Source organism: Rhizobium sp. SG_E_25_P2, assembly GCF_029892285.1.
GTDB lineage: Bacteria > Pseudomonadota > Alphaproteobacteria > Rhizobiales > Rhizobiaceae > Rhizobium_E.
On sequence record NZ_JARXVM010000011.1, the window covers coordinates 111,750 to 135,653 of the forward strand.

Consider the following 23,904-nt stretch of genomic DNA (forward strand, 5'->3'; position numbering starts at 1 on the left):
CTTCAAAAGGAGGTCGCATATGGCGGCAATTCCTCATGATGACGTCAAGGTCGAGGGCGCGGTGAAATACCGCGCCCTCGCTGCGCGTCGGATCCTTATTCTCATCGGCCTCCTTGCCGGGCTCGTCTTCACCCTCGCGCTCGACATGGGCCTCGGGCCTGCCCGCTACTCGCTGAGTGAAGTCCTCTCGGCGATTTTCACGCCGTCCGAAGTCGCCAATCAGCTGCGCGTGGTGATCTGGGACATCCGCATGCCGATCGCCCTGATGGCGGTCACGGTCGGAGGCTGTCTGTCGCTGGCCGGCGCGCAGATGCAGACCATTCTCGCCAACCCGCTCGCCAGCCCCTTTACGCTCGGCATTTCCGCCGCCGCGGGCTTCGGCGCGGCGCTGGGCCTGGTCGGCGGCGTGGCGATCTATCCGGCTGCGGTGCAGTATATGGTGCCGATCAACGCTTTCCTGATGGCGATGCTCGCCTCGCTGTTCATCTATGGCATGTCGACGCTGCGCGGCGTGACGGTGGAAACGATCGTGCTGCTCGGCATCGCGCTGGTCTTCACCTTCAACGCGCTTCTGTCGCTGCTCGAATATCTCGCCTCGGAACAGGCGTTGGCCGCTGTGGTGTTCTGGACCATGGGCAGCCTCACCAAGGCGACCTGGCCGAAGGTGGCCGTGACGGCGCTGGCGCTCATTCTTTGTACGCCGCTCTTCGCCCGCCGCGCCTGGGCGCTGACGGCGCTCAGGCTGGGAGACGACAAGGCGGCCAGCCTTGGCGTCAAGGTCAAGTCGCTTCGGCTTGAAACCATGATGGCGGTCAGCCTGCTCGCCGCCATTCCCGTCTCCTTCGTCGGCACGATCGGCTTCGTTGGTCTCGTCGGTCCCCATATCGCCCGCATGCTGGTGGGCGAGGATCAACGGTTTTTCCTGCCTGGCTCGATCTTGAGCGGCGCCCTGTTGCTGTCGGCGACATCGGTCGTTTCCAAGATGCTCATTCCGGGAGCCATATTGCCGATCGGCGTCATCACCGCGCTGGTGGGCGTGCCCTTCTTCTTCTCGCTGATCTTCACCAACAGGAGGCGGGCATGGTGAGCCTCAAGCTCGACAGACTGGGCGCCCGTTACGGCCGCGCCGAAATCTTCTCCAACATCACCACCGACCGGCTGATGGGCGGCGAATTGACGGCTCTGATCGGCCCGAACGCCGCCGGAAAATCCACTTTGTTCAAGCGTATCGCCGGCCTTCTGAAGGGTGCGGGCACAGTGACCGTCGAGGATGTCCGCGATGGCCGGCTGCCGGTCTGCTACATGCCGCAGGACACCGGCGCCAACGCCGTGCTCACCGTCTACGAATCCGTGCTGCTCGCCGCCAAGCAAGGCTCGGCTTGGCGGGTGTCGGACGGCGAACTCTCCGCCATCGACAGTGTGCTCGACGCGCTTAAGATCGCCGATCTCGGTTTCCGAGACCTCGGCGCGCTCTCTGGCGGCCAAAGGCAATTGGTGGCCATCGCCCAAGCGCTGGTGCGCCGCCCCGAAACGCTTCTGATGGACGAGCCCACGTCGGCGCTCGATCTGCATCGCCAGATCGAGGTGCTCGATTTCATGCAAGGGCTTGCCGCCGAGCAGGGCATGGCGGTGTTGATCGCTCTGCATGACCTGAACCACGCGCTGCGTTACTGCGCCCAGACAATGGTCATATCCGGCGGGCGGCTGATCGCCAGCGGCCCGACCCGCGAGGTGATAACGCCCGACATGCTGCGCGACGTCTATCGCGTCGAGGCCCGGGTCGAGCATTGCAGCCAGGGAATGCCGATGGTGATCGTGGACAAAGCCCTCAGCGCCGCCTGAGATTCGCCAGGCGTCGTGCGTTTTGCGGCTCAACTAATATAGCGCCGCATAAATTGTGAATTCTGGGGGTAAGATCTACACCGAAAATAAAAAAAGCTGCCGTAGTTTGGTGACCGTAAGTGAAGGGACGATCGGTCACGATGGGGCACGGGACAGACATTAAATGCGCGGCGTCGCTGGCAAACAGGCCACGGCGATGAAACTGCTGAGCGCAATCAGAGGCAGAAGCGCCTGGACCGACATGGAGCGGTCGCAGGCGCTTGCTGAAGCCTATCGGCCTATTCTCAGAGGTTTCCTGCTGCCGGGATGCGCCTATTACATCTTCGTGACCTATGCGCATTGGGGTGACGAGGCCGGCCTGCCGCTTGCGATTCTGGCAGGCATCAGCACGCTCACCGCACTCGCCTATGGCTGGATGCGCCAGAAGCCGCTGAACAATACGACGGTCACGCTCGCACGACTTGAACTTTGCGGCCTAGCCACAAATCTTCTGATGTTTTCCAACGTCTTCGCCTACATGCTGCTGCATTTCGAAGCGCCGAAACTCATCTATTTCGTCTTGATGGCTGTGGTCTTCTCGACATCCGGCGTGACGTTGCGTCTGACGATCGGCAGCATTCTGGTGTCGATCGGATCGATGTTCTGGTTCTCCCGCCTGGCGTCGCCCGAGCTTCAGCACCAATTCGCTTTTATCGGCGTCGCCACCAGTTTCGCTGCTTTCGGCATGGCGACGCTGTTGCGCCGCGCGATGGTGCGCCAGGTCGAGGCGCGGCTGCTCGCCGCCCGGCTGGCGGCGACCGATCCGCTGACGCTCTTGCCGAACCGGCGTTCGGTCTTCGACCGGCTGGAGCGTCTGGTGTCGATGCGCAAGCCGTTTCGCCTCGGTATTCTCGACCTCGATGGTTTCAAGGCCATCAATGATGTCTATGGGCACATCGTCGGCGATCAGTTGCTCGTCAGCGTCGCGGACAGGCTGAGGAGCTTTGCCAAGTCAGGCGTCTTCATTGGCCGGATCGGCGGCGACGAATTCGCGCTCATCATCGAAGACGAGATGGATGGCGAAACCACGCAGGCCTTCGGCGACAGCCTGATCGCCGCCATTACCGAACCCTACGCCATCCACTTTCTTCGCCTGACCATCGGCGCTTCCGCCGGCTTCAGCCATTTCCCCGAGACGGCTGGAAGTTGCGGAGAACTCTACGAGAAGGCCGATTTCGCTCTTTACAAGGCCAAGAGGAACAGTCGCGGCCGCTCAGTCCTGTTCGATCTCGGCGAAAACGAGGAATTGCAGCGCAACAATGCGCTGGAACGCGCGCTTCGCGAAGCCGATCTCGACAGCGAACTCTACCTCGTCTTCCAGCCACAAATGCACATGGCCGCCAAAGAGGTCAGAAGCTTCGAGGCGCTGGCGCGCTGGAACAGCCCTGTTCTCGGTCCCGTGCGCCCGGATCTTTTCATCTGCGCCGCCGAGCGCGCCGGCTTGATCCACAGGGTGACCGATATCCTGTTCGGCAAAATGCTGGAAACTCTCGCCCGCTGGCCTGCTTCGCTGTCGATGTCCTTCAATCTTTCGGCCCAGGATGTGTCCGATACCGCCTTTACCCAGACGCTGATCGACCGCATCCAAACGTCGGGCATCGCGCCGCATCGCGTCGAGTTCGAAATCACCGAAACCGCCGTGATGACCGATTTGCCGGCCGCCCGCGAATCGCTGCGCCTGATCGCCGGGGCCGGATGCCGGATCGCGCTCGACGATTTCGGCTCCGGCTATTCCAGCTTCGCCTATCTCGACCAGTTGCCGCTCAACAAGGTCAAGGTCGACAAGAGCTTCGTGCGCAAGGTGGCCGACAGCGCCTCGTCCCGCCAGATCGTCGCGGCGATCATTACCCTCTGCCGCAATCTGGATCTGCGCTGCGTGCTGGAAGGCGTGGAAACCGAAGAGGAAATGGAGATCCTCTCGCCGCTGAAGCCGGACATCATCCAGGGCTATCTCTTCGGCAAACCGATGAGCGAGGCCGACGCTGTCCGCGTCGCCACCGAGACACGCGCCGCCTGATTGGAGCGCGACAGTGCGAGACCCGATCTGTGCCGAAACAGGGCGCCTGTGTCTAAACAGGAAATTAACTCCGGAGCCTTAGTTTTGACCACTCAGGTCCGGGGTCGAACGCGTTGTCCCGCGTAAGCCCGGCAAAAAGGCTTATTGGAGAATTCTTTTGTATAGCAGGGAGTTGCAGAGCGCCCCGCAGGCGGGCTTGCAGGAGCGGCGCGCCCATGGCGCCACGTCGCGCGCGCTTGGCCATGTCGTCGCCTGCAGCGGCTCCACCGCCACGCTCCTCGCGGTGACCGGCGGCGAGGCCGGCGACATCGCCAGCCAGTTGACGGTCGGCAAGCTTCTCTCGATCGTGGTGGAAGAACGCCGGGTGGTGGCGCTCACGCGCGCCGCACGCGCCACGCAGGATCATTGGCGCGGCGGCGAGGCCAACGAATTTCTCGTCGATCTCGAACTTGTCGGCGAAGTGCGCATGGGCGATGACGGCGTCGAGCGCTTCTCCTCAGGTATTTCGGCCTATCCCTATCTCGGCGCGCCCGCCCATCAGATCCGTTCGATGGATCTGATGCGGATCTATGACAATGGCAAGCGCGAAAACTGCGTTGTCGGCAAGCTCAGTCAGGACGAAACGATCGAAGCCTCGATCCATATGCCCTCGATGCTGTCGCGGCATTTCGCCATTGTCGGCTCCACCGGATCGGGCAAATCCACCGCCGTGGCTCTGCTGCTGCGCGAAGCGATCGCCTCCGATCCCAAACTTCGGGTCTTGATCCTCGATCCACACAACGAATTCGCCGCCGCCTTTCCCGACAAGAGCGTGGTGATCGAAACCGGCAATCTCGACCTGCCCTTCTGGCTGTTCCGGCTGGAGGAATTCGCCGAAGTCCTGTTCCGGGGCCGCGCGGCCGTACCCGATGAACTCGACGCTTTGCGCGACCTGATCCCAGAAGCCAAGCGCGGCTTTCGCGGCGCCGAGGCCGGCTCACGGCGGCTGTCGGAGAAAAACGGCATCACCGCCGACACGCCCGTGCCCTACCGCATCGCCGACCTGATGGCTCTGATCGACGAGCGCATTGGCAAGCTCGACGGACGCAACGAGAAACCCTATTTGCGCGCGCTGAAACTGCGGCTGGCGGCGGCGATCAACGATCCGCGCTATCGCTTCATGTTTTCCTCCAACACGATCAGCGACACGATCAACGAAACGATCGCCACGATTTTCCGCATTCCCGGCGGCGACCGGCCGATCAGCACGTTTCAGCTGGCCGGCATTCCCTCCGAAGTCGTCAACTCCGTCGCCTCCGTACTCTGCCGCATGGCGTTTGAGATCGCGCTCTGGAGCAAAGGCGCGGTCCGGCTGCTGGTGGTCTGTGAAGAAGCGCATCGCTATGTGCCGGCCGACGCCAATCTGGGCTTTGTTCCCACCCGCCAGGCCATCGCCCGCATCGCCAAGGAAGGCCGAAAATATGGCTGCTCGCTGGGCATCATCACGCAGCGCCCTGGAGAGCTTGACCAGACCATCCTGTCGCAATGCTCGACCGTGTTTGCGCTCCGGCTCTCCAACGAACGCGACCAGGAAATCATCCGCAAGGCGCTGCCCAACTCCTCCGGCTCGGCGCTGAGCTTTATCTCCTCGCTGGCCAATGGCGAGGCGATCGCTTTCGGCGAAGCGGTGCCGGTGCCGATGCGCTTGAAATTCAACCGTGTGCCGGAAAACCGGTTGCCGAGCGCCCATGGCGTGGAAGTGGAGGAGGCGGAACTCGATCCCAGTTCGATCAATCTCGGCATGGTGGTGGATCGGATGCGCTCGACCGGCGGGCCCGACATCTCCGATTTCCAGTCGCGCATCTCGGCGGTGGAAGCCTCGATCTTCGACGCTGTGGTCACCGCGTCGAGCGGTGATGACATCGACCTGCCCTCGCTGCGGCTGGAGCCAGACGCCTCGCCGCTCGAACCCTACAATCCCGGCATGCTGCCCGGGCAGGCGCGGCTGGAAGCATCCGATGCGCCGCGCGCAGATTCGCGGCTCGACCGGTATTCATCGCTGCTGAAATCGGAATTTCGTCGCGAGGACCCGCCGTCTGCGGCGCCGAACGCCCGCGAAGAACTCTCCGCACGCCGCCAGAGCATATTGCGCAAGCCGCTCGACAGCCTGATCAAGCGCTAAGCAAAGCCAGCTCGGACGCCGCGCCGATCCTCATCCAGCTCTCATCCATCTGGTTGCGGAACCAAGTCGATTGACGCTTGGCGTATTGGCGGGTGGCGGCGGAGGAACGCTCGATCGCGTCGTGCCGGGTGATTTTGCCTGCGAGCATGTCGGCGATCTGGGAAACGCCAATCGCCTTCATCGCCGGCATGGCCGGCGGCAGATCGAGCGCCAGCAGCGCCTCGACCTCGCCAATCGCGCCGTGTTCCATCATCTGTTCGAAGCGACGGTTTATGCGTCCATGCAGAAGCGCGCGCTCGGGCTCCAGAATGATCTTTGTCGCGGATGCGGGATCGACGAGCGCCGGTCCTGTCATTGCCTGGAGTTTTCGAATCGAGCGACCGGTCACAGTGTGAATTTCCAGCGCTCTCAGAATACGCTGGCCGTCAGCCGGATTGAGCGTCGACGCCGCCTCCGGATCGCGTTGCGCGAGTTCCGCATGCAGCACTTCGGCCCCCTCCTCCGTCAACCGTTGCCGCCAGGATGCGCGGATGTCATCAGGGATTTCCGGCATCTCCGACAGGCCGCCGGTGAGCGCCTTGAAATAGAGCCCTGTTCCACCGACAAAGACCGGCAGCCTGCCGCGCGCCCTGACATCGACAAGCTTCGGCTCGACACGACGCAGCCAGGCGCCTGTGGAAAAGGCTTCAGTCGGCGCCACAACGCCATAGAGATGATGCGGCGCGCCCCCCATCTCCTCCGGTCGCGGCCTAGCCGTCAGCCAGTCGAGCACGGAATAGACCTGCATGCTGTCGGCATTGATCACCTCGCCGCCGTGACGTTGGGCCAGTTCCGCCGCCAGAGCGGACTTGCCGCTCGCCGTCGGCCCGGTTATCAGGATCGCGTCCATTCACCCATCCGAGGAAGTCCGATGGCTCTTGTCGCCACTCTCATTGCCAATCCGTCCCATCCTGTACTGGTTCCGCGTCTGGCTGAAAAGGCGGCGGCGGCGATTTCCGCATCGGGATTGTACTGGCTCGCCGACGGCGTCGCAGCCGACATCGCACTGCGCGACGGCGTGAACGCGCAGGACGCGGATGCGGCGCTGCGCCAGGCGCTGGATGGCGAGAAGGTCGACGTGGTCGTGCAAGACTATGAGACGCGCCGCAAGCGCCTGCTTATCGCCGACATGGACTCCACCATGATCGGCCAGGAATGCATCGACGAACTGGCCGCCGAAGTCGGCCTCAAGGATCTGGTGGCGGCGATCACCGCCCGCGCCATGAATGGCGAGATCGCCTTCGAGCCAGCTTTGCGAGAACGGGTGGCGCTGCTCAAGGGCCTGCCGTTGTCGGTGGTGGACGAGGTGATCGCCAAGCGCATCACACTGACGCCGGGCGGCATTGAACTCGTGCGCACGATGAAGGCCAAGGGCCATTACACCGCCCTGGTCTCCGGCGGCTTCACCGTCTTCACCGGCCCGATCGCCGAACAGATCGGCTTTCAGGAGAACCGCGCCAATATCCTCCTCCACGACGCCGGCCTTCTCACCGGCGAGGTCGCCGAACCGATCCTCGGAAAACAAGCCAAGGTCGACGCGCTCATCGACATCGCCTCAAAACTCGGCATTACGCCCGAAGACGCAATGGCCGTCGGCGATGGCGCCAATGATCTCGGCATGATCAAGCTCGCCGGCGCAGGCGTGGCGCTACACGCCAAACCCGTTGTCGCCGCCGAGGCCGGCATGCGCATCGATCACGGCGATCTCACCGCGCTTCTCTACATCCAGGGGTACCGGAAAACGGATTTCCATAACGCCTGACGCGCGCTACGCTCGGCGGTGTACAGGCGCCGCCGTTTGGGCTAAGCTCATGTTGTTCGAATGGGATGAAAACTAGAACCGGATCAATAAAGCCAAACACGGAGTGTCGTACGAGTTGGCGGCGCAAGCTTGGAAGGATCCGCATCTTTGGACATTCCAGGGTGAAGTCATCGATGGAGAGGCGCGCGAACATTCGATCGGCATGATTGGCGCGGCGACCCTGTTACTGGTGGTCCATACGGATCGCGATCGAAATGGCCAAGAAATCATCCGCATCATCAGCGCCCGCCGGGCCACGGCTCGGGAAACATATGTTTACCGACATGGACGAGATGTCCGCTGAGCTTCGTTCAGAACTCGCCGTGCTTGAAGCGGCGGGCGATCGGGACATCGACACCAGTGACGCGCCTGAAATGTCGATGGAACAGATGCTGGCCGGGCGCCGCAGGTCTGGCTCCGGCACGGGATTGGTTTCGATTGATCCCGACATCCTGGCCGGTTTTCGCAGCCAGACTGGGCAGAATGATCCGACCAAAGAGATCAATCGTGTACTGCGTGCTTATGTGAAGACCTTGGAACGGGATCCGGCCGAATAGACCTATGATCATTCTGCAAACACCCCGCCTCATCATCCGCAACTGGCGCGATGACGACCGCGATCTCTTCCATGAGATCAATTCCGATCCGGTGGTAATGGAATATTTCCCGCATCGCCGCGACCGGGCGGAATCGGACGCCCTGTTCGATTTCAATCGCAGCCGTATCACCGAACGCGGCTTCGGCTTCTACGCCTTGGCGCTCGCCGAAACGGACGAGCCGATCGGCTTTTGCGGGCTGGCGCTGGTTACCGTTTCAGGGATTTTTGCAGATGACGCAATCGAGATCGGCTGGCGGCTTGCGCATCGCCATTGGGGCAAGGGCTATGTGACGGAGGCGGGGCGCGCGCTGTTGCGCTATGGCTTCGAAACCCGCGGTCTCGATGAAATCGTGAGTTTCGCAGTCACGCAAAACCGGCGCTCAACCGCCGTCATGGAGCGGATCGGCCTCATGCGTCAGCCTGAACGGGATTTCGACTCCCCGCGCATTCCCGACGACATGCCGCACCTGAAACGCCACGTCGTCTACGCCCTGACCGCAGAGGAATGGCGCGCGAGCGCGGCGCCCGCCTGACCTCGCGCTATTCGAGCGGCACCGCCACCAGCCGCAATTCACCCTTGGCGTTGGCGATCATCAAATAGGCGTTGCGGCGATCGTTCTCACGCAGTTCCGCAAGCTTCTGCGCCAGTTCTTCGGGCGTATCGACGAAGTCCTGCGCAACTTCGACGATGACGTCGCCCTTGCGGACACCCTTGGCATAGGCTTCGGTTTCCTCCGGCGCGTCGAGCACCAGAACGCCCTCAACGGTCTCGGCAATCTTCATCGCCTTGCGGTTTTCCGGCGTCAACGCAGCGACCGCCAGGCCGAGCGTGTCCGACGCCGTCGGCTCCGCCGGCTTGTCGTCTCCGGGGGCCGAGCCGCTTTCCGGTTCGGCCTTTGCCTTCGCGGCCTCTTCCGTCTTCTTCTTGGCGTCCTCTTCCGGCTGACGGGCCAGCGTCACCTTGACGGTCATCTCCTTGCCGTCGCGCAGGATGACCATGTCGAGCGGCTTGCCGATCGGGCTTTCGGCGACGATGCGGGTGAGGTCGCGCATTTCGCGGACATCGAAACCGTCGAGCTTCAGCACGATGTCGCCGATCTTCACCACGCCATTGTCGACGGGGCCGCCCTTGATGACGCCGGAGATCAGCGCGCCATGCGCCGTCTCGAGCTTCAGCGTCTCGATCATATCATCGGTGACGGGCTGGATGCGCACCCCGAGCCAGCCGCGCCGCGTCTCGCCATAGAGACGCAACTGGTTGACGACATTGGCGGCGATCTCGGTGGGCACGGCGAAGCCGATGCCGATCGAGCCGCCAGTCGGCGAAATGATCGCCGTGTTGATGCCGATCACATCGCCATGCATGTTGAACAGCGGGCCGCCGGAATTGCCCCTGTTGATGGCGGCGTCGGTCTGGATGAAATTGTCGTAGGGGCCGGCATTGATGTTGCGGTTGCGGGCCGAAATGATGCCGACCGACACCGAACCGCCGAGACCGAAGGGATTGCCGATCGCCATCACCCAGTCGCCGATCCGCATCTGCCGGGAATCGCCGAGCCGCACGAAGCGCAGCGGCTTCTTTGGCTCGACCTTGAGCACCGCGAGATCGGTCTTGGTGTCGGCCCCGACCAGCTTCGCTTTCAGCTTCGAGCCGTTGGCGAAATTGACCTCGATATCGGTCGCGCCCTCGATGACATGATTGTTGGTGACGATATAGCCGGCCGGATCGACCACAAAACCAGAGCCGAGCGAGCTGACTTTCTCCGCGCTGTCGGAGCCGCCGTCCTTTTTCTTGAAATAGTCGTCGAACAGGTCCTGGAAAGGCGAGCCTTCCGGCAGGTTGGGTGACGGAAAGCCCTGATCCGCCTCTTCGCCATCAGCCTTGGCGTTTTGCAGGATGGCGATATTGACCACGGCGTCGGTCAGGCTTTCGGCGAGATCGGCAACCGACTCGGGACCGTGATCCGGCGTTTTCGCGGCGGCGTCCTGGGCATGGAGCGCGGCCGGCGACAGCGCGGTTGCACATGCGATGGCCGCGGTCGCGACAAGCGCTATGGCCCGACGCGCGCCGAAACTGCCGGCGCTCTTAGCTTTTGCCTTCATACCGTACCCCTCACCAAGCCGGGCGCGCCTCGCCCGGAATCATCTGGGCAGCATGCATGTGATTCTTGACGAAGAAGGGGCTGCTGGCTAGAGCAACCCCTCCCTGAACTGTTAAATTAACCGTGAGCGGCGCAATTATTGCGCAGCCGCAGGCGAAGGCGCAGGTTTCGGCACTTCACTCTTGAAGTACTGGAAGAATTCCGATTCCGGCGACAGCACCAGCGTCGAGTCCCCCGAGCCCAGCGAATTCTGATAGGCCTGCATGGAGCGATAGAAGGCGTAGAATTCCGGATCGTTGGTGAAAGCCTCGCCAAAAATACGGTTCCGTTCGGCTTCGCCCTGACCGCGCAGGATCTGCGCGTCCTTGCTGGCGGCGGCGACGATTTCCACCTTGCCGCGATCGGCCACGGCCCGACGGCGCTGCGCGCCTTCGTTACCCCGGGCGCGGATGGCTTCGGCTTCCGCAAGACGTTCGGCCTTCATGCGGTCAAAGGTCTGCTGCGACACTTCCTTGGTGAGATCGGTGCGGCGAATGCGGACGTCGGTGATGGTCAGGCCGAGCGATTCCGCGTCCTTGGTGATGTCGTTGCGCACTTCCTTCATCATAGAAGCCCGTTCATTGGACAACGCGGCTTCGAAACCACGCAGACCATAGACGCGGCGCAACGCCGAATCGAGACGTGTGCGCAGGCGGCTTTCGGCCTGCACGACATCGCCGGCGGCGATTTCGCGGAACAGCCGGGCATTGGTGATCTTGTAGACCACGAAAGCGTCGACCTCGTAGAATTTGCCGCCAGAGACCTGCACGCGCATATTGTCGAGATCCAGCCTCAATTCCTGATTGGAGACATACTGGACCCGATCGGCGTCGAGGAAGGCGAAGGGCATCTTGAAATAGATGCCGGGCTCGGTCTTCACGTCGGTAATCTGACCGAAGCGGATGACGATCGCCTGCTGGCGGGCGTTGACGATATAGAAGGACGAAAACAGTCCGACCACGATGATGAACAGGCCGATGGCGGCGACAGCGAGACGATTGGTCATTTCTGCGCTCCCTTGTCGGCCGGCTGGGTCAGTTGGTTGAGCGGCAGAAGCGGCACGACGCCCGTCTGGCCTGCGGCCGTGTCGGTGATGACCTTCTTGGAGTTCTGCAACACCTGTTCCATGGTTTCGATATAGAGACGCTTGCGGGTGATTTCCGGCGCCTTCTTGTATTGCTCATAGACCGACAGGAAGCGCTGCGATTCGCCTTCCGCTTCCTTGACGACGCGGTTTTTGTAAGCGGCGGCTTCTTCGCGGGTCTTGGCGGCTTCACCATTGGCCTGACCACGCACCTGGTTGGCGTATTGGTTGGCCTGCTCAAGCATCTTGTCTTCGTCCTGCTCGGCGCGCTGGACTTCATCGAAGGCGCTCGACACTTCCTTGGGCGGCGACACGTCTTCGATCGACACGGTGTTGACCACCACGCCCAACTTGTAGCTATCGGCGGTCTGCTGGATCGAATCCTTGACTTCCTGGGCGACCGCCTGGCGGTTGTCGCGGAAAATGTCTTGGGCGGGCCGGCGGCCAACCATTTCGCGCATCACCGAATCCGCGACCTGGGCAAGCGTCTTGCCCGGCTCGGAGACGTTGTAGATATAGGCCCGAGGATCGCTGACCGAGAACAGCAGCGAGAACTGCACATTGACGATGTTCTGATCGCCGGTGAGCATCAGGCCTTCGCCCTGGTCGCCGGCCGCGCCGATCTTCTGCTGCTGTTCGGCGACGTTGACCAGTTCGACCGTCTCGACCGGCCACATCACGAAGTGAAGGCCGGGACCGGAAATTTCTTCCTTGGGTTTGCCAAACAGGGATTCCACGCCGCGCTCGTCCGGCTGGACGGTGTAGACGGCGTTGAGCAGCCAAAACACCGCGACAAGGATCAAGACGATGACGAAGATGCCGCCATTCATGCCGCCAGGGATCATGGTCTTCAACCGATCCTGGCTGCGCCGGATGATCTCTTCGAGATCCGGCGGCGTTCCGCCGCCGCGCGGCCGATTAGGTCCCTGACCCCAGGGACTCTGGTTCTTGCCGCCGCCGCCGCCGCCCCATGGACCGCCGCCGCCGTTCTGATTGCTCCAGGGCATTCACACCTCTTATTGACAGACCTCAAGACCGACCATGCGCGACAGCCGGCTTCCCGCACACTTTATAGGTATCCACCCCATGTGTTTCAACGACGAGCGCCAGAGAACAGCGTTTTTTGCTGAAATTATGTCCCTGATACGGATCGCCGCCGGTAGGTGACGAACCGCGTCGGATAGTCGTCCTTTTCGCTGGCCGGCAGTTCCTCCCCGTCGATCGCCTCCCAAAGGTCGGGATCGATCGCCGGAAAGAACGTATCGCCATCGATTTTGCCCAGAATATGGGTGACATGCAGGAGATCGGCCGTCTCGAAAGCCAGCCGGTAGATTTCTCCGCCGCCGATGACGCAGATCTCGTCGGCGCCGAGTCGCCCAGCCTCCTGCGTGGCCAAGGCGACGCCAGCGTCATAGTCATGGACGACCGCCACGCCGTCGGCGGCGAAGTCTCGATTGCGGGTGACGACGATGTTCGTCCGACCGGGCAGCGGCTTGCCGATCGAAGCATAACATTTGCGGCCCATCACCACCGGCTTGCCCAGCGTCATGGCCTTGAAGCGTTTGAGATCGGAGGACTGACGCCAAGGCAGGCCGTTGTCGCGCCCGATGACGCCCTTGTCAGCCATGGCCACCACGATGGAAATCTTCATACAGCCACCGGCGCCTTGATGCTCTCATAGGCCTCATAGCCCACAAGCTCGAAATCCTCGTAGCGAAAGCCGAAAATATCCTTGACCGCAGGATTGATCTTCATGACCGGCAACGGTTTCGGCGTCCGGGTGAGCTGCAGCTTCGCCTGCTCGAAATGGTTGGAATAAAGATGCGTGTCGCCGAGCGTGTGGACGAAATCGCCGGGCTTCAGCCCCGTCACCTGCGCGACCATCATCGTCAGAAGCGCGTAGGCGGCGATGTTGAAGGGCACGCCGAGGAAAATATCAGCCGAGCGCTGATAGAGCTGGCAGGACAGCCTGCCTTCGGACACATAGAACTGGAACAGGCAATGGCAGGGCGGCAGCGCCATGCGCTCGACTTCGGCCGGGTTCCAGGCCGTGACGATATGCCGGCGCGAATTGGGATTGGTCTTGATGGATTCGATCACATTGGCGATCTGGTCGATCTGCCCGCCATCGGGCGCCGGCCAGGAGCGCCATTGCGAACCGTAGACCGGGCCGAGATCGCCGTTCTCGTCGGCCCATTCGTCCCAGATCGTCACGCCGTTTTCCTGCAGATAGGCGATATTTGTGTCGCCCTTCAGGAACCACAGCAGTTCATGGATGATCGAGCGCAGATGCAGCTTCTTGGTGGTGACGAGCGGAAATCCCTCGGAAAGATCAAACCGCATCTGGTGGCCGAACACGCCGCGCGTGCCGGTGCCGGTGCGGTCGCCGCGGTCGACGCCGTTGTCCAGAACATGCGACAGGAGATCGTGATATTGCTTCATGGTCGGCGCTCCGCTTTTTTTGCGTCGCTCCACATATAGGCAAAACCGCCCTGCCCTCAACAATCTCTTGTGCGCGCCCCCAGCTAATTGAAGCGGCGGCGCGCCGGCAGGCTCAGAGCGTATCGAGCTTTCCTAACTCCCTGGCGACGAGATAGTAGAAGGTCACGCGCGATTTCGCCCGTTCGCCCGCCATGATCTCGCAGACGGCGTCCACCGCCTGCTTGGCTGCGGGACCGATGACTCCGAGTTTCTTGCCGCACCACTTCTCTTCGACGCGCGCCAGTTCCCCGGAATCGGACGCCGAGACAAGCGAGGAATCGCGATTGCGCAGCGCGATGCCGAGATGGCGGACGATTTTGGCCACCACCGCCTCATCGGCCGATGCGTCATATTTCCGGACATTCTCGATATAGTCGCTCATCGATCCACTCCCTGATCACCACCGACGCAACAGGAGGTGGTGTCGGGGCCTGCGCGCGTCAAGACGATGGGGGCGACGATGACGCGACGATGACAACAAGCGAGGAAATCTTCGCCAATCCACTTCCCAAGCCGGCAGCCACGCCCTATATAGACGGTGCCGGTTCGCCGGCTATGGCAATAAACGGGCGGTGAAATAAACCCATTGGACCCGGGGGCGGTACCCGGCGCCTCCACCAAAAACGGCTCAAGACGAGAGCCGCTTTTGATGGGGGCGAAATAGGATCGACAAGGGCGTAAAGATCGACTTTTTGCTCGGCATGATACCACCGTTATCGGGTCAACAGAGTAGTTGCAAACGACAACAACGCTCAGGGTTACGCTGTCGCTGCTTAATCGCGGTGCCAGAAACCCAAATTAAGTCCTTACGGGTAGCACTGTAAGGCGGGGCTCGGAGGCGCCTGGCAACAGAAGCCTCCACTTCTTTCCCCCTCCGCCTGCCGCGCCCGGACGACGAAAAGCTTTGCCAAAGCAACAGAAAATGGCATAGTCAGACCAACATCTGGAATTGGAAATGGGAATCGACATGGGGCAGGATCACATCCGCTACGATATTTTGGCACAGGATGCGCTCAGAGGCGTGATCCGCAAGGTGTTGTCGGAAGTCTCCGCCACGGGCAGCCTGCCGGGCGAACATCATTTCTTCATTACCTTCCTGACCCAGGCGCAGGGCGTGCGGATTTCGCAGCAGTTGAAGTCGAAATATCCCGAGCAGATGACCATCGTCGTCCAGCACCAGTTCTGGGAACTGAAAGTGCATGAAGCCTATTTCGAAATCGGATTGAGCTTCTCCGACAAGCCCGAGAAGCTGACCATCCCGTTCGCCGCCGTCCGCGGCTTCTATGATCCCTCGGTGAATTTCGAACTCGAATTCGATGTGTCCATCGGCGAAGAGGCCGATCAGGGCGCTGAAATCACAGCCTATCCCGTGGCGGGCGAAGAAGCCAAGAGCAGCGAGGAAAAGTCCGAAGACGCCAAGGCTGGCGGCTCCGTGGTCTCGCTCGACGCATTCCGCAAGAAGAACTGAGACGCGCCATGGCGGCCGACATCATCAATCTCCGACAGGCCCGCAAGGCGAAGGCCAGGGTGGAGAAGGAAAAGACGGCCGACCAGAACCGGGTGAGCTTCGGGCGCACCAAGGCGGAAAAACAATTGACCAAAGCCTTGAATGACAAGGCCGAGCGCGCCCTCGATCAGGGCAAGCTCGATCGGCCCGAAAAAGGCTGACGCCTCGAATGACCAGTGCGGCGCTTGAAGCGCCGCGCCGTTTTCGTTCCAAAAATCAGAAGATGAAGTCGCCGCGATCGAGATCGGCTGCGTCGACGCCGTCGAGGGTGATGGCGCTATTGGCCGAGATCCGGATCACGGCATCGCCAGCATCCTTCAGGTGATTGTTGATAAGGTCGCGGAAATTGGTGATCTCCGAGACACGCGACAGATCGATACGATCTGCTTCCGCTTCCGAGAAGTCCATGATCCTGTCGCGACCGCTCTTGGCGGCGAAGCGGAATGTATCGGCGCCGGCATAACCCCAGAGCGTATCCTTGCCTTCTCCCCCATCCAGCGTGTCGCGGCCGTCGAAAGCATAGATCGTGTCATTGCCCTTATACGCCAGGAAAAGGTCATCGCTGTCGGATCCCCAAAGCGTGTCCTTCTTGGATGAACCGCGGATGGTGTTCCAGACGCCGTTCACCGTCACCGTCAGGCTGCCTTCCGACGTGGCCGAACCATCCGTTACGGTGTAGGCGATGTCGATCTCCGCCTTTTCGCCGCGCGCGAGGTCACTGCCCTGATAGCCCACCCGCACCTGGCCATCCTCGATCCAGGCCCAGCCATCGTCGGAGCTTGCGGAGACGGAAATCAGCGTCAAGCCGTCTCCATCCTCGTCGACGTCATTGGCGAGAACGTCGACCAGAACACTCTTTCCTTCGGCGACGCTGGCGGCGTCGTCAAAAGCCTCCGGCGGCGTATTGTCGTTAGACACGACCAGATCAAACACGTCGGAGGCGGCGAGTTGGCCGTCGCTGGCCGTCACCCGCACCGAAATCGTTCCGGTGTCTGCAGCGCCCGGAGCGGCGTCGAATGTCAAGGTTTCCGGATTGAAGACCAGCCAATCGGGCAGATCCGAGCCGTCTGCGAGTTTCGCCGAATAGGTCAGCGTGTCGCCGTCCGGATCCTCGAACGCGTCGGACGGGATCTCGAAAGAGAAGCTGGAGCCCGCCGATGCCTGGATATCCGCAACGGCCGCGACCAGCGTCGGCGCGAGATTGTCGGCAAGATTGACCTCGCCATCGCTGAAGGAGAGGATTTCGACCTCAACGAGCGTATCCTCGCCTTCGTCGCCGGAAAGCGCCGTCACCGTGTAGGAGCCGTCGCCGGCGGCGTTGATCGCATAGTTGGCGGCGGCGCCGATGAAGATCGCCGTATCGTTGCCCGCCCCGCCCGTCAACAGGTCGTCGCCGGCTCCCCCGGCAAGGCTGTTGTCGCCGTCATTGCCGGTGATCTCATCATCGCCCGCGCCGCCGACCGCGTTCTCGATTACCGCAGTATAGGCGATGGCGATATTGTTGGTCATCTCATTGACGGCCGAAAACGTGCCCGAGATCAGCGAGATCACGCTTTTGGTCAGGAATCCGCTGAAGTCGAGCGTATCCTCGCCGCCGGAATCGAAGATGGTGAGGATCGGGACTTCATTGATGGTGAAATCGAAGATGTTGGCGGCAGCGCCAGTGACGGTGCTGTTGAAGCCGTAAACAGTGGCTCCGAGCCGGGTCGTGGTCTCGACGCCATAGATGGACTGGATCGCCATGATGTCGTTGAGCATCGCGGTCTGTGGCGAATAGACCTGACCATCCTTCTCCCAATCCGCCCACATCACTTGCCCTTCACCGTCATATTGGTCGGGGCCGAAATAGGACATGATCGACAGCACGGTGCTGTCCTGATAGCTTGACGGCGCCCAGTTGCCCGAACCGTTATAGTCGCCCATATGGTCGAGACCGAGCGCATGACCGAGTTCGTGTATGATGGTCTCATAGCCGTACTGTCCGACGACCGGGTTCTTCACATCGTCGTAGTCGGGATTGAACCAGACGCCACCCGAATTGGGATAATAAGCATGAGCATAGTCGATACCGGTGGTGGTGTAGGCGATTTCGATATCGGAATCGCTGTCGACCCGCGCGAAATTGGCGGCGATCAACTCGTCCCAGCCTGTCAGCGCATATTCCACGATCTCGATCTGCGCGTCGTTCATGGCCACGAAGCCGTCCGCCTCGTCCCAGCCGACAAATTGCGATGCATCCAGCGGAAACGAATAGGTGATTACGTCGCCGGACCAGGAATTGCCGGAATTGAGTTGAGCAAGGACCTGATCAAGTGTCCAGTTTGCCGCCGCCATATGAGATCCCCCGTGATTCAGTCAGGGATGATTGGGCGCAACCACTAATATTCGGTTGATTTACGACACTGAACTTTCAATGACGGAGTAATTAAACCACTTTCGCGTCAAAACCGAACAGTCACGCCGTTTCCATCGAAACGAGCCGGCCTGAATATTTCGGCTTGGGAAGAGAAGCGTGATAGCGCAGCATGATGGCGATATCCTGCCGCTGGACCTCGGAGAAATATGCCGCGCGCCCGTCTCCGCAAGCCGTCAGGCCATACACAGCCTCCTCCGCCCCCGCCAGTCGCCCGGCTGCATCGTAGACTTCCAGATAGACATGCAACATGGAGTCGCCGGCGCCCAGCAGTCGAAAAGCCCCTCGCAACGGCGGCGCTTGCCGCACAGGTTCGAGATAGGTTGTCAAGCACTGGCGCGGCGCCATTGCGCAGCCGCTTCGCGCGCGATAATCCTCGCCGCAGTCGAGAATGGCAAAGCCTGTTGCTGCGATTCTGTCAAAGACCCGCGTCATTCCCCAGGATGACAGAGCGCCCGACGGCTGGAACCAGTCCTGTTCGGTGCGCAGTCCATAGGCGATGACGGGCGTATCGAATTTGATGGGATCGACCAAGGCAGACTCACACATAAGAAAGTCATAACATTCTTATTTATAACGATATAATCAAAGATCAAGCCATTGCGTCACCACGTCGAGCAGGGAGATTTTAGAACATGGGCATTTCCAAGATCAAACCGGGGATCCGCAACGAAACCGGCATCGCCGCCGCGACGAGCGCCTATGCTGAAGCCTTCGGGCCGCGTTTCTCGACCGCGCAAGCCTATCGCAACCAGCATTGCCATACAACCACATGGGTGCCTCCGCAACCACCGGATGGGGTAATTTTCATCCAGGGCGTTGAGGACGTGAAAACCGCGGTCCGGATCGCCAGCGACCATCGCGTTCCCCTCGTGCCGTTTGGGGCGGGATCGTCGCTGGAGGGGCAGGTCAATGCCGCCTGCGGTGGATTTTCGCTCGATTTCAGCCGCATGAACCGTGTCCTCTCGGTCAATACAGAGGATCTCGACTGCACGGTCGAACCGGGGCTGACCCGTGAGGAGCTCAATACGCATCTGCGCGACACTGGCCTGTTTTTCCCGATCGATCCCGGCGCCAACGCCTCGATCGGCGGCATGACCTCGACGCGCGCCTCGGGCACCAATGCCGTCCGTTACGGCACGATGAAGGACAATGTGCTGGCGCTGACGGTCGTGACCGCGAATGGCGAGGAGATCCGCACCGCGCGACGCGCCCGCAAGTCCTCGGCCGGCTATGATCTCACCCGGCTTTTCGTCGGCGCGGAAGGCACGCTCGGCGTGATCACCTCGGTGACGCTCAGGCTGCAGGGCATTCCGGAAGAAATAGCCGGCGGCTACTGCACTTTCCCGTCGCTCAAGCACGCCTCGGAAGCCGTGATCATGACCATCCAGCTCGGCATTCCCGTGGCACGGATCGAACTCATGAATGCGCCGCAGGTGGCCGCCTGCAATGCCTATTCCGGCCTTAGCCTGCCGGTGCAGCCGTCGCTGTTCGTCGAATTTCACGGCTCGCCCGCCTCGGTGGCGCTGCAGGTCGAAGCCTTTGGCGAGGTGGCCCGCGACAACGGCGCGACGGGTTATGTCGCGACCTCCAACGCCGAGGAACGCGCCAAGATCTGGAAGGCGCGACACAATGTGTTCTGGTCGGTGAAGGCGCTCGCGCCCGGCAAGGCCGTGCTCGCCACCGATGTCTGCGTGCCGATCTCCAGGCTCGCCGACTGCGTGACCGAAACCGAAGCGGATCTCGATGCGCATGGCCTTGAGGGTCCGATCGTCGGTCATGCCGGCGACGGCAATTTCCACGTCTCGCTGATCGTCGACGACAAGGATCCCAGTGAGATCGCCCGCGCCGAGGCCTTCATCGAACGATTGAACGCCCGCGCATTGGCGATGGACGGCACCTGCACTGGCGAACACGGCATCGGACAGGGCAAGCAGGAGTTTCTCGAGGCCGAACTTGGCGGTGGCGTCGAGCTGATGCGACAGATCAAGACCGCGCTCGATCCGCTCAATATCTTCAACCCCGGAAAGATCTTCGCGCTCGACCGGGGATGAGCCGCCTTCGCGCTTGCGTCATCGGCGTTTTCCCTTAACCTACAATCGACTAGCGCGGCCGGACGGCCCTGCCGCGACATGTGATCAAAGTGGCCTGAGGAAGACAAGACCGTGCTCGCCCGCCTGTTCATCGTCGTCGGAAGCCTGGTGGCCGCAGCGCTGTTTTCAGCGCTGATCGCCCCCTATTTCGTCGACTGGACCAATTTTCGGCAAGACTTCGAAAATCAGGCGAGCCGCATCATCGGCAAGAAAGTGGTGGTGCATGGTTCGGTCGACGCGCGCCTCCTGCCCTTCCCCTCGGTGACGCTGACCGATGTCCGCGTCGGCGAGGATGGCCAGGGCGGCGCACTCGTTTCCGCCCGGAGTTTTTCGATGGAGACCGAGCTCGCGCCCTTCCTGAGTGGCGAAGCGCTGATCTACAATATGCGCATCGACCAGCCCAAGGTAACGCTGAAGCTCGGCGCGGACGGCGCGCTCGATTGGGTCAAGACCGGCGAGCCGCGCATTCCCGCCGCCAGCGTCGTGCTGGAGAAAGTACAGGTCGCCGATGGCGAGGTGGTGTTCATCGACGAACAGACCGGCCGCACGCGCAAACTGACCGGCCTTGATCTCGATCTTTCGGCCAAGACGCTCGCCGGCCCGTGGAAAATGGCTGGAACCGGCGCGCTCGACGGCCAGCGCGGCAGTTTCACGCTCGCCACCAATGTGCCGGAAAATGACAAGGTCTTCCTCAAACTGCGGCTTATGCCCCAGAGCCCGGCGATCGCGGCGGAGATGGAAGGGCTAATCGGGCTCAAGGATTTGCGCCCCGAATATGCCGGCTCCTTCCGCCTGCGCCGGCAACTGGCCTCCGAACGCGAGGGCGGCGAGACTGCGGACGCGCTTTCCGCGTCGGCTCCGCGCATCCAGGGCGATTTCCGGCTCAACAATGACCGTATCCGCATCGACAAATACCAGTTCAGCATGGGTCCTGTCGACGATCCCTATACCGTAACCGGCGAAGCGACCATCGACGCCGGCCGCAATCCGGAATTCCTGCTGACGGCGGCGGGCCAGCAGGTCGACATGACCCGGATCGGCGGCGGCGAAGGCGAGAGCGCGGCGCTGCCGCTCAAGGACCGCCTGCGCGCCTTCCTGGCGCTGGCCGGCGATATTCCGGTGCCGCCGATGCCGGGCCGGGCGGAAATCACCCTTCCCGCGCTGATCGCCGACGACACCGTCATCCGCAACATCACGCTGAAGACCCGCCCCACCGGCGATGGCTGGATTATCGACCAGGCGGAAGCCGAACTGCCGGGCCGCACGCGGTTATCGGCCAAGGGCAAGCTGACGCTGGCCGCCGCCCAGGGCTTCCAGGGCCAATTGCTGCTCGCCTCCAATCAGCCTTCGGGTTTCGCCGAATGGGTGACCGGCGAAACGCCCGACGCGATCCGCCGCCTGAAAACCGCAGGCTTCTCCGCCAATGTCAGTCTCACACCGGACCTGCAACGATTCGAGAATCTTGAGATCGTCTTCGGCGATGCGCGCCTGACCGGGCGTCTCGAACATGAAATGAACGACGGCGAACAGCCGGCATTGTCGACGGAACTGTCCGGCAATGATTTCGATCTCGACACGATGACAGCCTTGGCCGGCCTGCTGACCGGCGAAACCCAAACGGCGGATCTGCTCGATCACCGGATCGGTGCCCGGCTGAAATTCGACCATTTTTCCGGTCTGGGCCTCGAAGCGCGCGACTTGGACGCCGCCATTTCGCTGTCGCAAGGCGCGCTCACCGATGCGCGCGTCACGCTCGGTGATTTTTATGGCGCCCAGATCGGCGTCCAGGGCGGCTTTGATCGCCTGGCGGAACGCCCCAGTGGGACGGCGCGCGTCAGCATGAAGTCCGAGGATCCATCCCGCCTCTTTGCATTGATGGCGGAGCGGCTGCCCGGCCATCCGGCGCTCGCGCGCCTCGCCGGCAATGCCGGCTATTACGCGGGCTCCGATTTTCGAATCGATCTTTCAGTCGGCAAGGGCGACTGGCCGATCGAGGCGACGCTCTCCGGCATTGCTCACGGCAGCCGCATGAGCGCGCGGCTCGCGGCCCAGAGCCTCGACCTCGCCAATTCCGGCGGCCTGACGCTCGACGCCACGATCGAGAATCCCGACGCCTGGGTCTTGCTTGGACAGGCCGGACTCAAGACTCTGCCGATCGACGCCGATCAGGATGGGCTCCTCACTCTCAAGATCAATCAGCCCGCCGAAGCCGATCCACAGATCAATCTCGCTTTTTCGTCGGGCACCACCGATCTCAGCATCACCGGCCAGACGGCGCTGGAGGCGGGCCGGTTCCTGTCCGGCTCCTATGCGCTCAGCCTCGATAGCGGCGATATCGCCCCCTATCTCGCCATGAACGGCCTGGCTTTGCCGCGGTTGATCGAGGGGCTGCCCTTCTCGCTGACGGCCAATATCTATTCGGAGAAGGACGCAGTCGCGTTCGAAAGCGTGGCCGGCAAAGCGGACGGAAACGTGTTTTCCGGTGCAGCCAGTCTCGATCGCACCCAGTCTGCGCCGCGGCTGGGCGGAGAATTTTCCGTCGACGCCGTGGATTTCGGCTGGCTGGCGGAAACGGTCTACGGCCCGCTCTTCGACCTTTCCGGCGATCTGTCCGCCGCCCCGCTGCCCAAGCGGCCGGTGACGCCGTTCAATGTCAGCCTCGGCTTGACGGCCAAGACGATGCGCATCGGATCTCTGGCCTCGATTGGCGACTTCTCCAGCCGGTTGACGATGGAGCCTGGCCGGCTGGCGCTGTCGGGCGCCAGGGGAACACTGCTTGGCGGAAAGTTCAGCGGGCAGGCCGAACTCGGCGACACCGAGGGATCGGGCTATCTCCGCGCCCGCCTCTCCGTCGACGACGCCGATCTCAAGACCGGCTTCTGGCGCTTCGCCGGCCAGCCGGTCGCAACCGCGCGCGCCGATCTCGCCATGACCCTGGACGCGGCAGGCGACGATCCCAGGGCGCTCTTGGACGGCGCCACCGGCTCGGGCGCGCTGACGCTGAACGGCGTCACGCTCAACGGTTTGAACGCCGCAGCCCTGCCGAGCCTGCTGTCGGGCGCGGACCGGATCGACGGCGAATTCACCGAAACCGCGCTGCGCCCGCTGATCGAGACGGCGCTGTTTTCCGGCGCGATCAAGGCGAACACGCTCGAAATCCCCTTCGCCATCGCGGGCTCACGACTGCGCGCCGACAAGGTGACCGGTGTGATGGCCAATGGCGCGCGGCTCGACGCGCAAGGCGCGATCGGATTGGCCGACGGCGCGCTCGACGGACAACTGACCCTCGCCTATGATCCGGGCGACGAGCGCATGAGCGGCGCCGACCCTTCGGTGACGCTGACTTTCCAGGGACCGTTCGCCGCGCCGGAGCGCAAGGCGGACATCACCGCCATGAGCAATTTCCTGTCGCTCCGAAAATTCGAACAAGAACGCCGGCGGGTCGAAATCCTGCAGGCCACCATGCAGGAAAAGCAGCGGTTGCGCCGGGAAACCATGCTGTGGAAAGCCAGGGACGCCGAGCGCGAGAGGTTGCGCCTGAAGGCGCTCGATGAAGCGCGATTGCTGCGCGAACAGCAGGAAGCGCTCGCGCGCCTCGCCCGCGAGGAAGAAGAGCGGCGCCAGGCAGAGAAAGCGCTGGGGAATAGTCTCAATAGTGGTCAGCCGGCGGCGCAGTGAAGTTTCGTCG

21 protein-coding genes and 1 other RNA gene are annotated in these 23,904 nt (G+C 62.1%); 13 read left to right on the forward strand and 9 right to left on the reverse strand.

What is annotated here, in order from left to right; genetic code table 11:
- Positions 1–19: 19 nt before the first annotated feature.
- From M2360_RS16195 to M2360_RS16210, 4 genes are all read left to right on the forward strand, one after another.
- The gene (locus M2360_RS16195; RefSeq protein ID WP_280776298.1) at positions 20–1,087 is read left to right on the forward strand and encodes an iron ABC transporter permease; all 1,068 of its coding nucleotides are present in this window, start codon (positions 20–22) and stop codon (positions 1,085–1,087) included.
- Positions 1,081–1,842, forward strand: coding sequence for an ABC transporter ATP-binding protein (locus tag M2360_RS16200; RefSeq protein WP_280776299.1), 762 nt, complete (start codon positions 1,081–1,083; stop codon positions 1,840–1,842). The genes M2360_RS16195 and M2360_RS16200 overlap by 7 nt, the downstream gene beginning before the upstream one ends.
- A gap of 163 nt (positions 1,843–2,005) precedes the next feature.
- Positions 2,006–3,898, forward strand: a complete 1,893-nt coding sequence (locus M2360_RS16205) for an EAL domain-containing protein (protein ID WP_280776300.1) — start codon at positions 2,006–2,008, stop codon at positions 3,896–3,898.
- A gap of 157 nt (positions 3,899–4,055) precedes the next feature.
- Positions 4,056–6,059, forward strand: a complete 2,004-nt coding sequence (locus M2360_RS16210; RefSeq protein WP_280776301.1) for an ATP-binding protein — start codon at positions 4,056–4,058, stop codon at positions 6,057–6,059.
- On the opposite strand, the gene miaA is transcribed toward M2360_RS16210, so the two are convergent.
- Positions 6,049–6,948, reverse strand: coding sequence for a tRNA (adenosine(37)-N6)-dimethylallyltransferase MiaA (gene miaA / locus M2360_RS16215; RefSeq protein ID WP_280776302.1), 900 nt, complete (start codon positions 6,946–6,948; stop codon positions 6,049–6,051). The two genes, M2360_RS16210 and miaA, sit on opposite strands and share 11 nt — an antisense overlap.
- 21 nt (positions 6,949–6,969) lie before the next feature.
- Between miaA and serB the strand changes: the two genes are divergently transcribed.
- From serB to M2360_RS16235, 4 genes are all read left to right on the forward strand, one after another.
- Positions 6,970–7,860, forward strand: a complete 891-nt coding sequence (serB, locus tag M2360_RS16220; RefSeq protein ID WP_280776303.1) for a phosphoserine phosphatase SerB — start codon at positions 6,970–6,972, stop codon at positions 7,858–7,860.
- Between the two features lie 103 nt (positions 7,861–7,963).
- Positions 7,964–8,203, forward strand: coding sequence for a BrnT family toxin (locus tag M2360_RS16225; RefSeq protein WP_280776304.1), 240 nt, complete (start codon positions 7,964–7,966; stop codon positions 8,201–8,203).
- A complete protein-coding gene (locus tag M2360_RS16230; RefSeq protein ID WP_280776386.1) occupies positions 8,115–8,456 on the forward strand; it encodes a hypothetical protein in 342 nt (113 codons plus the stop codon). The genes M2360_RS16225 and M2360_RS16230 overlap by 89 nt, the downstream gene beginning before the upstream one ends.
- Positions 8,457–8,460: 4 nt before the next feature.
- Complete coding sequence (locus M2360_RS16235; protein ID WP_280776305.1) at positions 8,461–9,030, forward strand: GNAT family N-acetyltransferase; 570 nt, start codon at positions 8,461–8,463, stop codon at positions 9,028–9,030.
- 7 nt (positions 9,031–9,037) lie between these two features.
- Here M2360_RS16235 and M2360_RS16240 read toward each other — a convergent pair whose 3' ends face one another.
- The 6 genes from M2360_RS16240 to M2360_RS16265 all read right to left on the reverse strand — a co-directional run bounded on the left by M2360_RS16240 (position 9,038) and on the right by M2360_RS16265 (position 14,585).
- Complete coding sequence (locus M2360_RS16240; RefSeq protein WP_280776306.1) at positions 9,038–10,600, reverse strand: Do family serine endopeptidase; 1,563 nt, start codon at positions 10,598–10,600, stop codon at positions 9,038–9,040.
- A gap of 135 nt (positions 10,601–10,735) precedes the next feature.
- Entirely contained in the window at positions 10,736–11,644 is a 909-nt protein-coding gene (locus tag M2360_RS16245; RefSeq protein ID WP_280776307.1) for a protease modulator HflC, read from the reverse strand.
- Positions 11,641–12,729: an FtsH protease activity modulator HflK gene (hflK, locus tag M2360_RS16250; protein ID WP_280776308.1), complete on the reverse strand. Its 1,089-nt coding sequence runs from the start codon at positions 12,727–12,729 to the stop codon at positions 11,641–11,643. Before hflK ends, M2360_RS16245 begins: the two co-directional genes overlap by 4 nt.
- Before the next feature lie 125 nt (positions 12,730–12,854).
- Positions 12,855–13,373 (reverse strand): dihydrofolate reductase, encoded by a 519-nt coding sequence (locus tag M2360_RS16255; protein ID WP_280776309.1) that lies wholly within the window; start codon positions 13,371–13,373, stop codon positions 12,855–12,857.
- A complete protein-coding gene (locus M2360_RS16260; RefSeq protein WP_280776310.1) occupies positions 13,370–14,164 on the reverse strand; it encodes a thymidylate synthase in 795 nt (264 codons plus the stop codon). The genes M2360_RS16255 and M2360_RS16260 overlap by 4 nt, the downstream gene beginning before the upstream one ends.
- Positions 14,165–14,276: 112 nt before the next feature.
- A complete protein-coding gene (locus tag M2360_RS16265) occupies positions 14,277–14,585 on the reverse strand; it encodes a DUF2853 family protein (RefSeq protein ID WP_280776311.1) in 309 nt (102 codons plus the stop codon).
- A gap of 119 nt (positions 14,586–14,704) precedes the next feature.
- On the opposite strand from M2360_RS16265, the gene ssrA reads away from it, so the two are divergent.
- From ssrA to M2360_RS16280, 3 genes are all read left to right on the forward strand, one after another.
- Positions 14,705–15,066: a transfer-messenger RNA gene (ssrA, locus tag M2360_RS16270) on the forward strand.
- Between the two features lie 104 nt (positions 15,067–15,170).
- Complete coding sequence (locus M2360_RS16275; protein ID WP_280776381.1) at positions 15,171–15,671, forward strand: SspB family protein; 501 nt, start codon at positions 15,171–15,173, stop codon at positions 15,669–15,671.
- An 8-nt stretch (positions 15,672–15,679) separates the two neighbouring features.
- On the forward strand, positions 15,680–15,871 hold the full coding sequence (locus M2360_RS16280) for a DUF4169 family protein (protein WP_280776312.1): 192 nt from the start codon (positions 15,680–15,682) through the stop codon (positions 15,869–15,871).
- Between the two features lie 55 nt (positions 15,872–15,926).
- Here M2360_RS16280 and M2360_RS16285 read toward each other — a convergent pair whose 3' ends face one another.
- Both M2360_RS16285 and M2360_RS16290 read right to left on the reverse strand, forming a co-directional pair.
- On the reverse strand, positions 15,927–18,044 hold the full coding sequence (locus M2360_RS16285) for a M10 family metallopeptidase C-terminal domain-containing protein (RefSeq protein ID WP_280776313.1): 2,118 nt from the start codon (positions 18,042–18,044) through the stop codon (positions 15,927–15,929).
- 121 nt (positions 18,045–18,165) lie between these two features.
- The gene (locus M2360_RS16290) at positions 18,166–18,657 is read right to left on the reverse strand and encodes a hypothetical protein (protein ID WP_280776314.1); all 492 of its coding nucleotides are present in this window, start codon (positions 18,655–18,657) and stop codon (positions 18,166–18,168) included.
- Positions 18,658–18,758: 101 nt separating this feature from the next.
- Here M2360_RS16290 and M2360_RS16295 point away from each other — a divergent pair, with 101 nt between their 5' ends.
- The gene (locus M2360_RS16295; protein ID WP_280776315.1) at positions 18,759–20,177 is read left to right on the forward strand and encodes an FAD-linked oxidase C-terminal domain-containing protein; all 1,419 of its coding nucleotides are present in this window, start codon (positions 18,759–18,761) and stop codon (positions 20,175–20,177) included.
- A gap of 111 nt (positions 20,178–20,288) precedes the next feature.
- Complete coding sequence (locus M2360_RS16300) at positions 20,289–23,894, forward strand: AsmA family protein (protein WP_280776316.1); 3,606 nt, start codon at positions 20,289–20,291, stop codon at positions 23,892–23,894.
- Positions 23,895–23,904 lie beyond the last annotated feature (10 nt).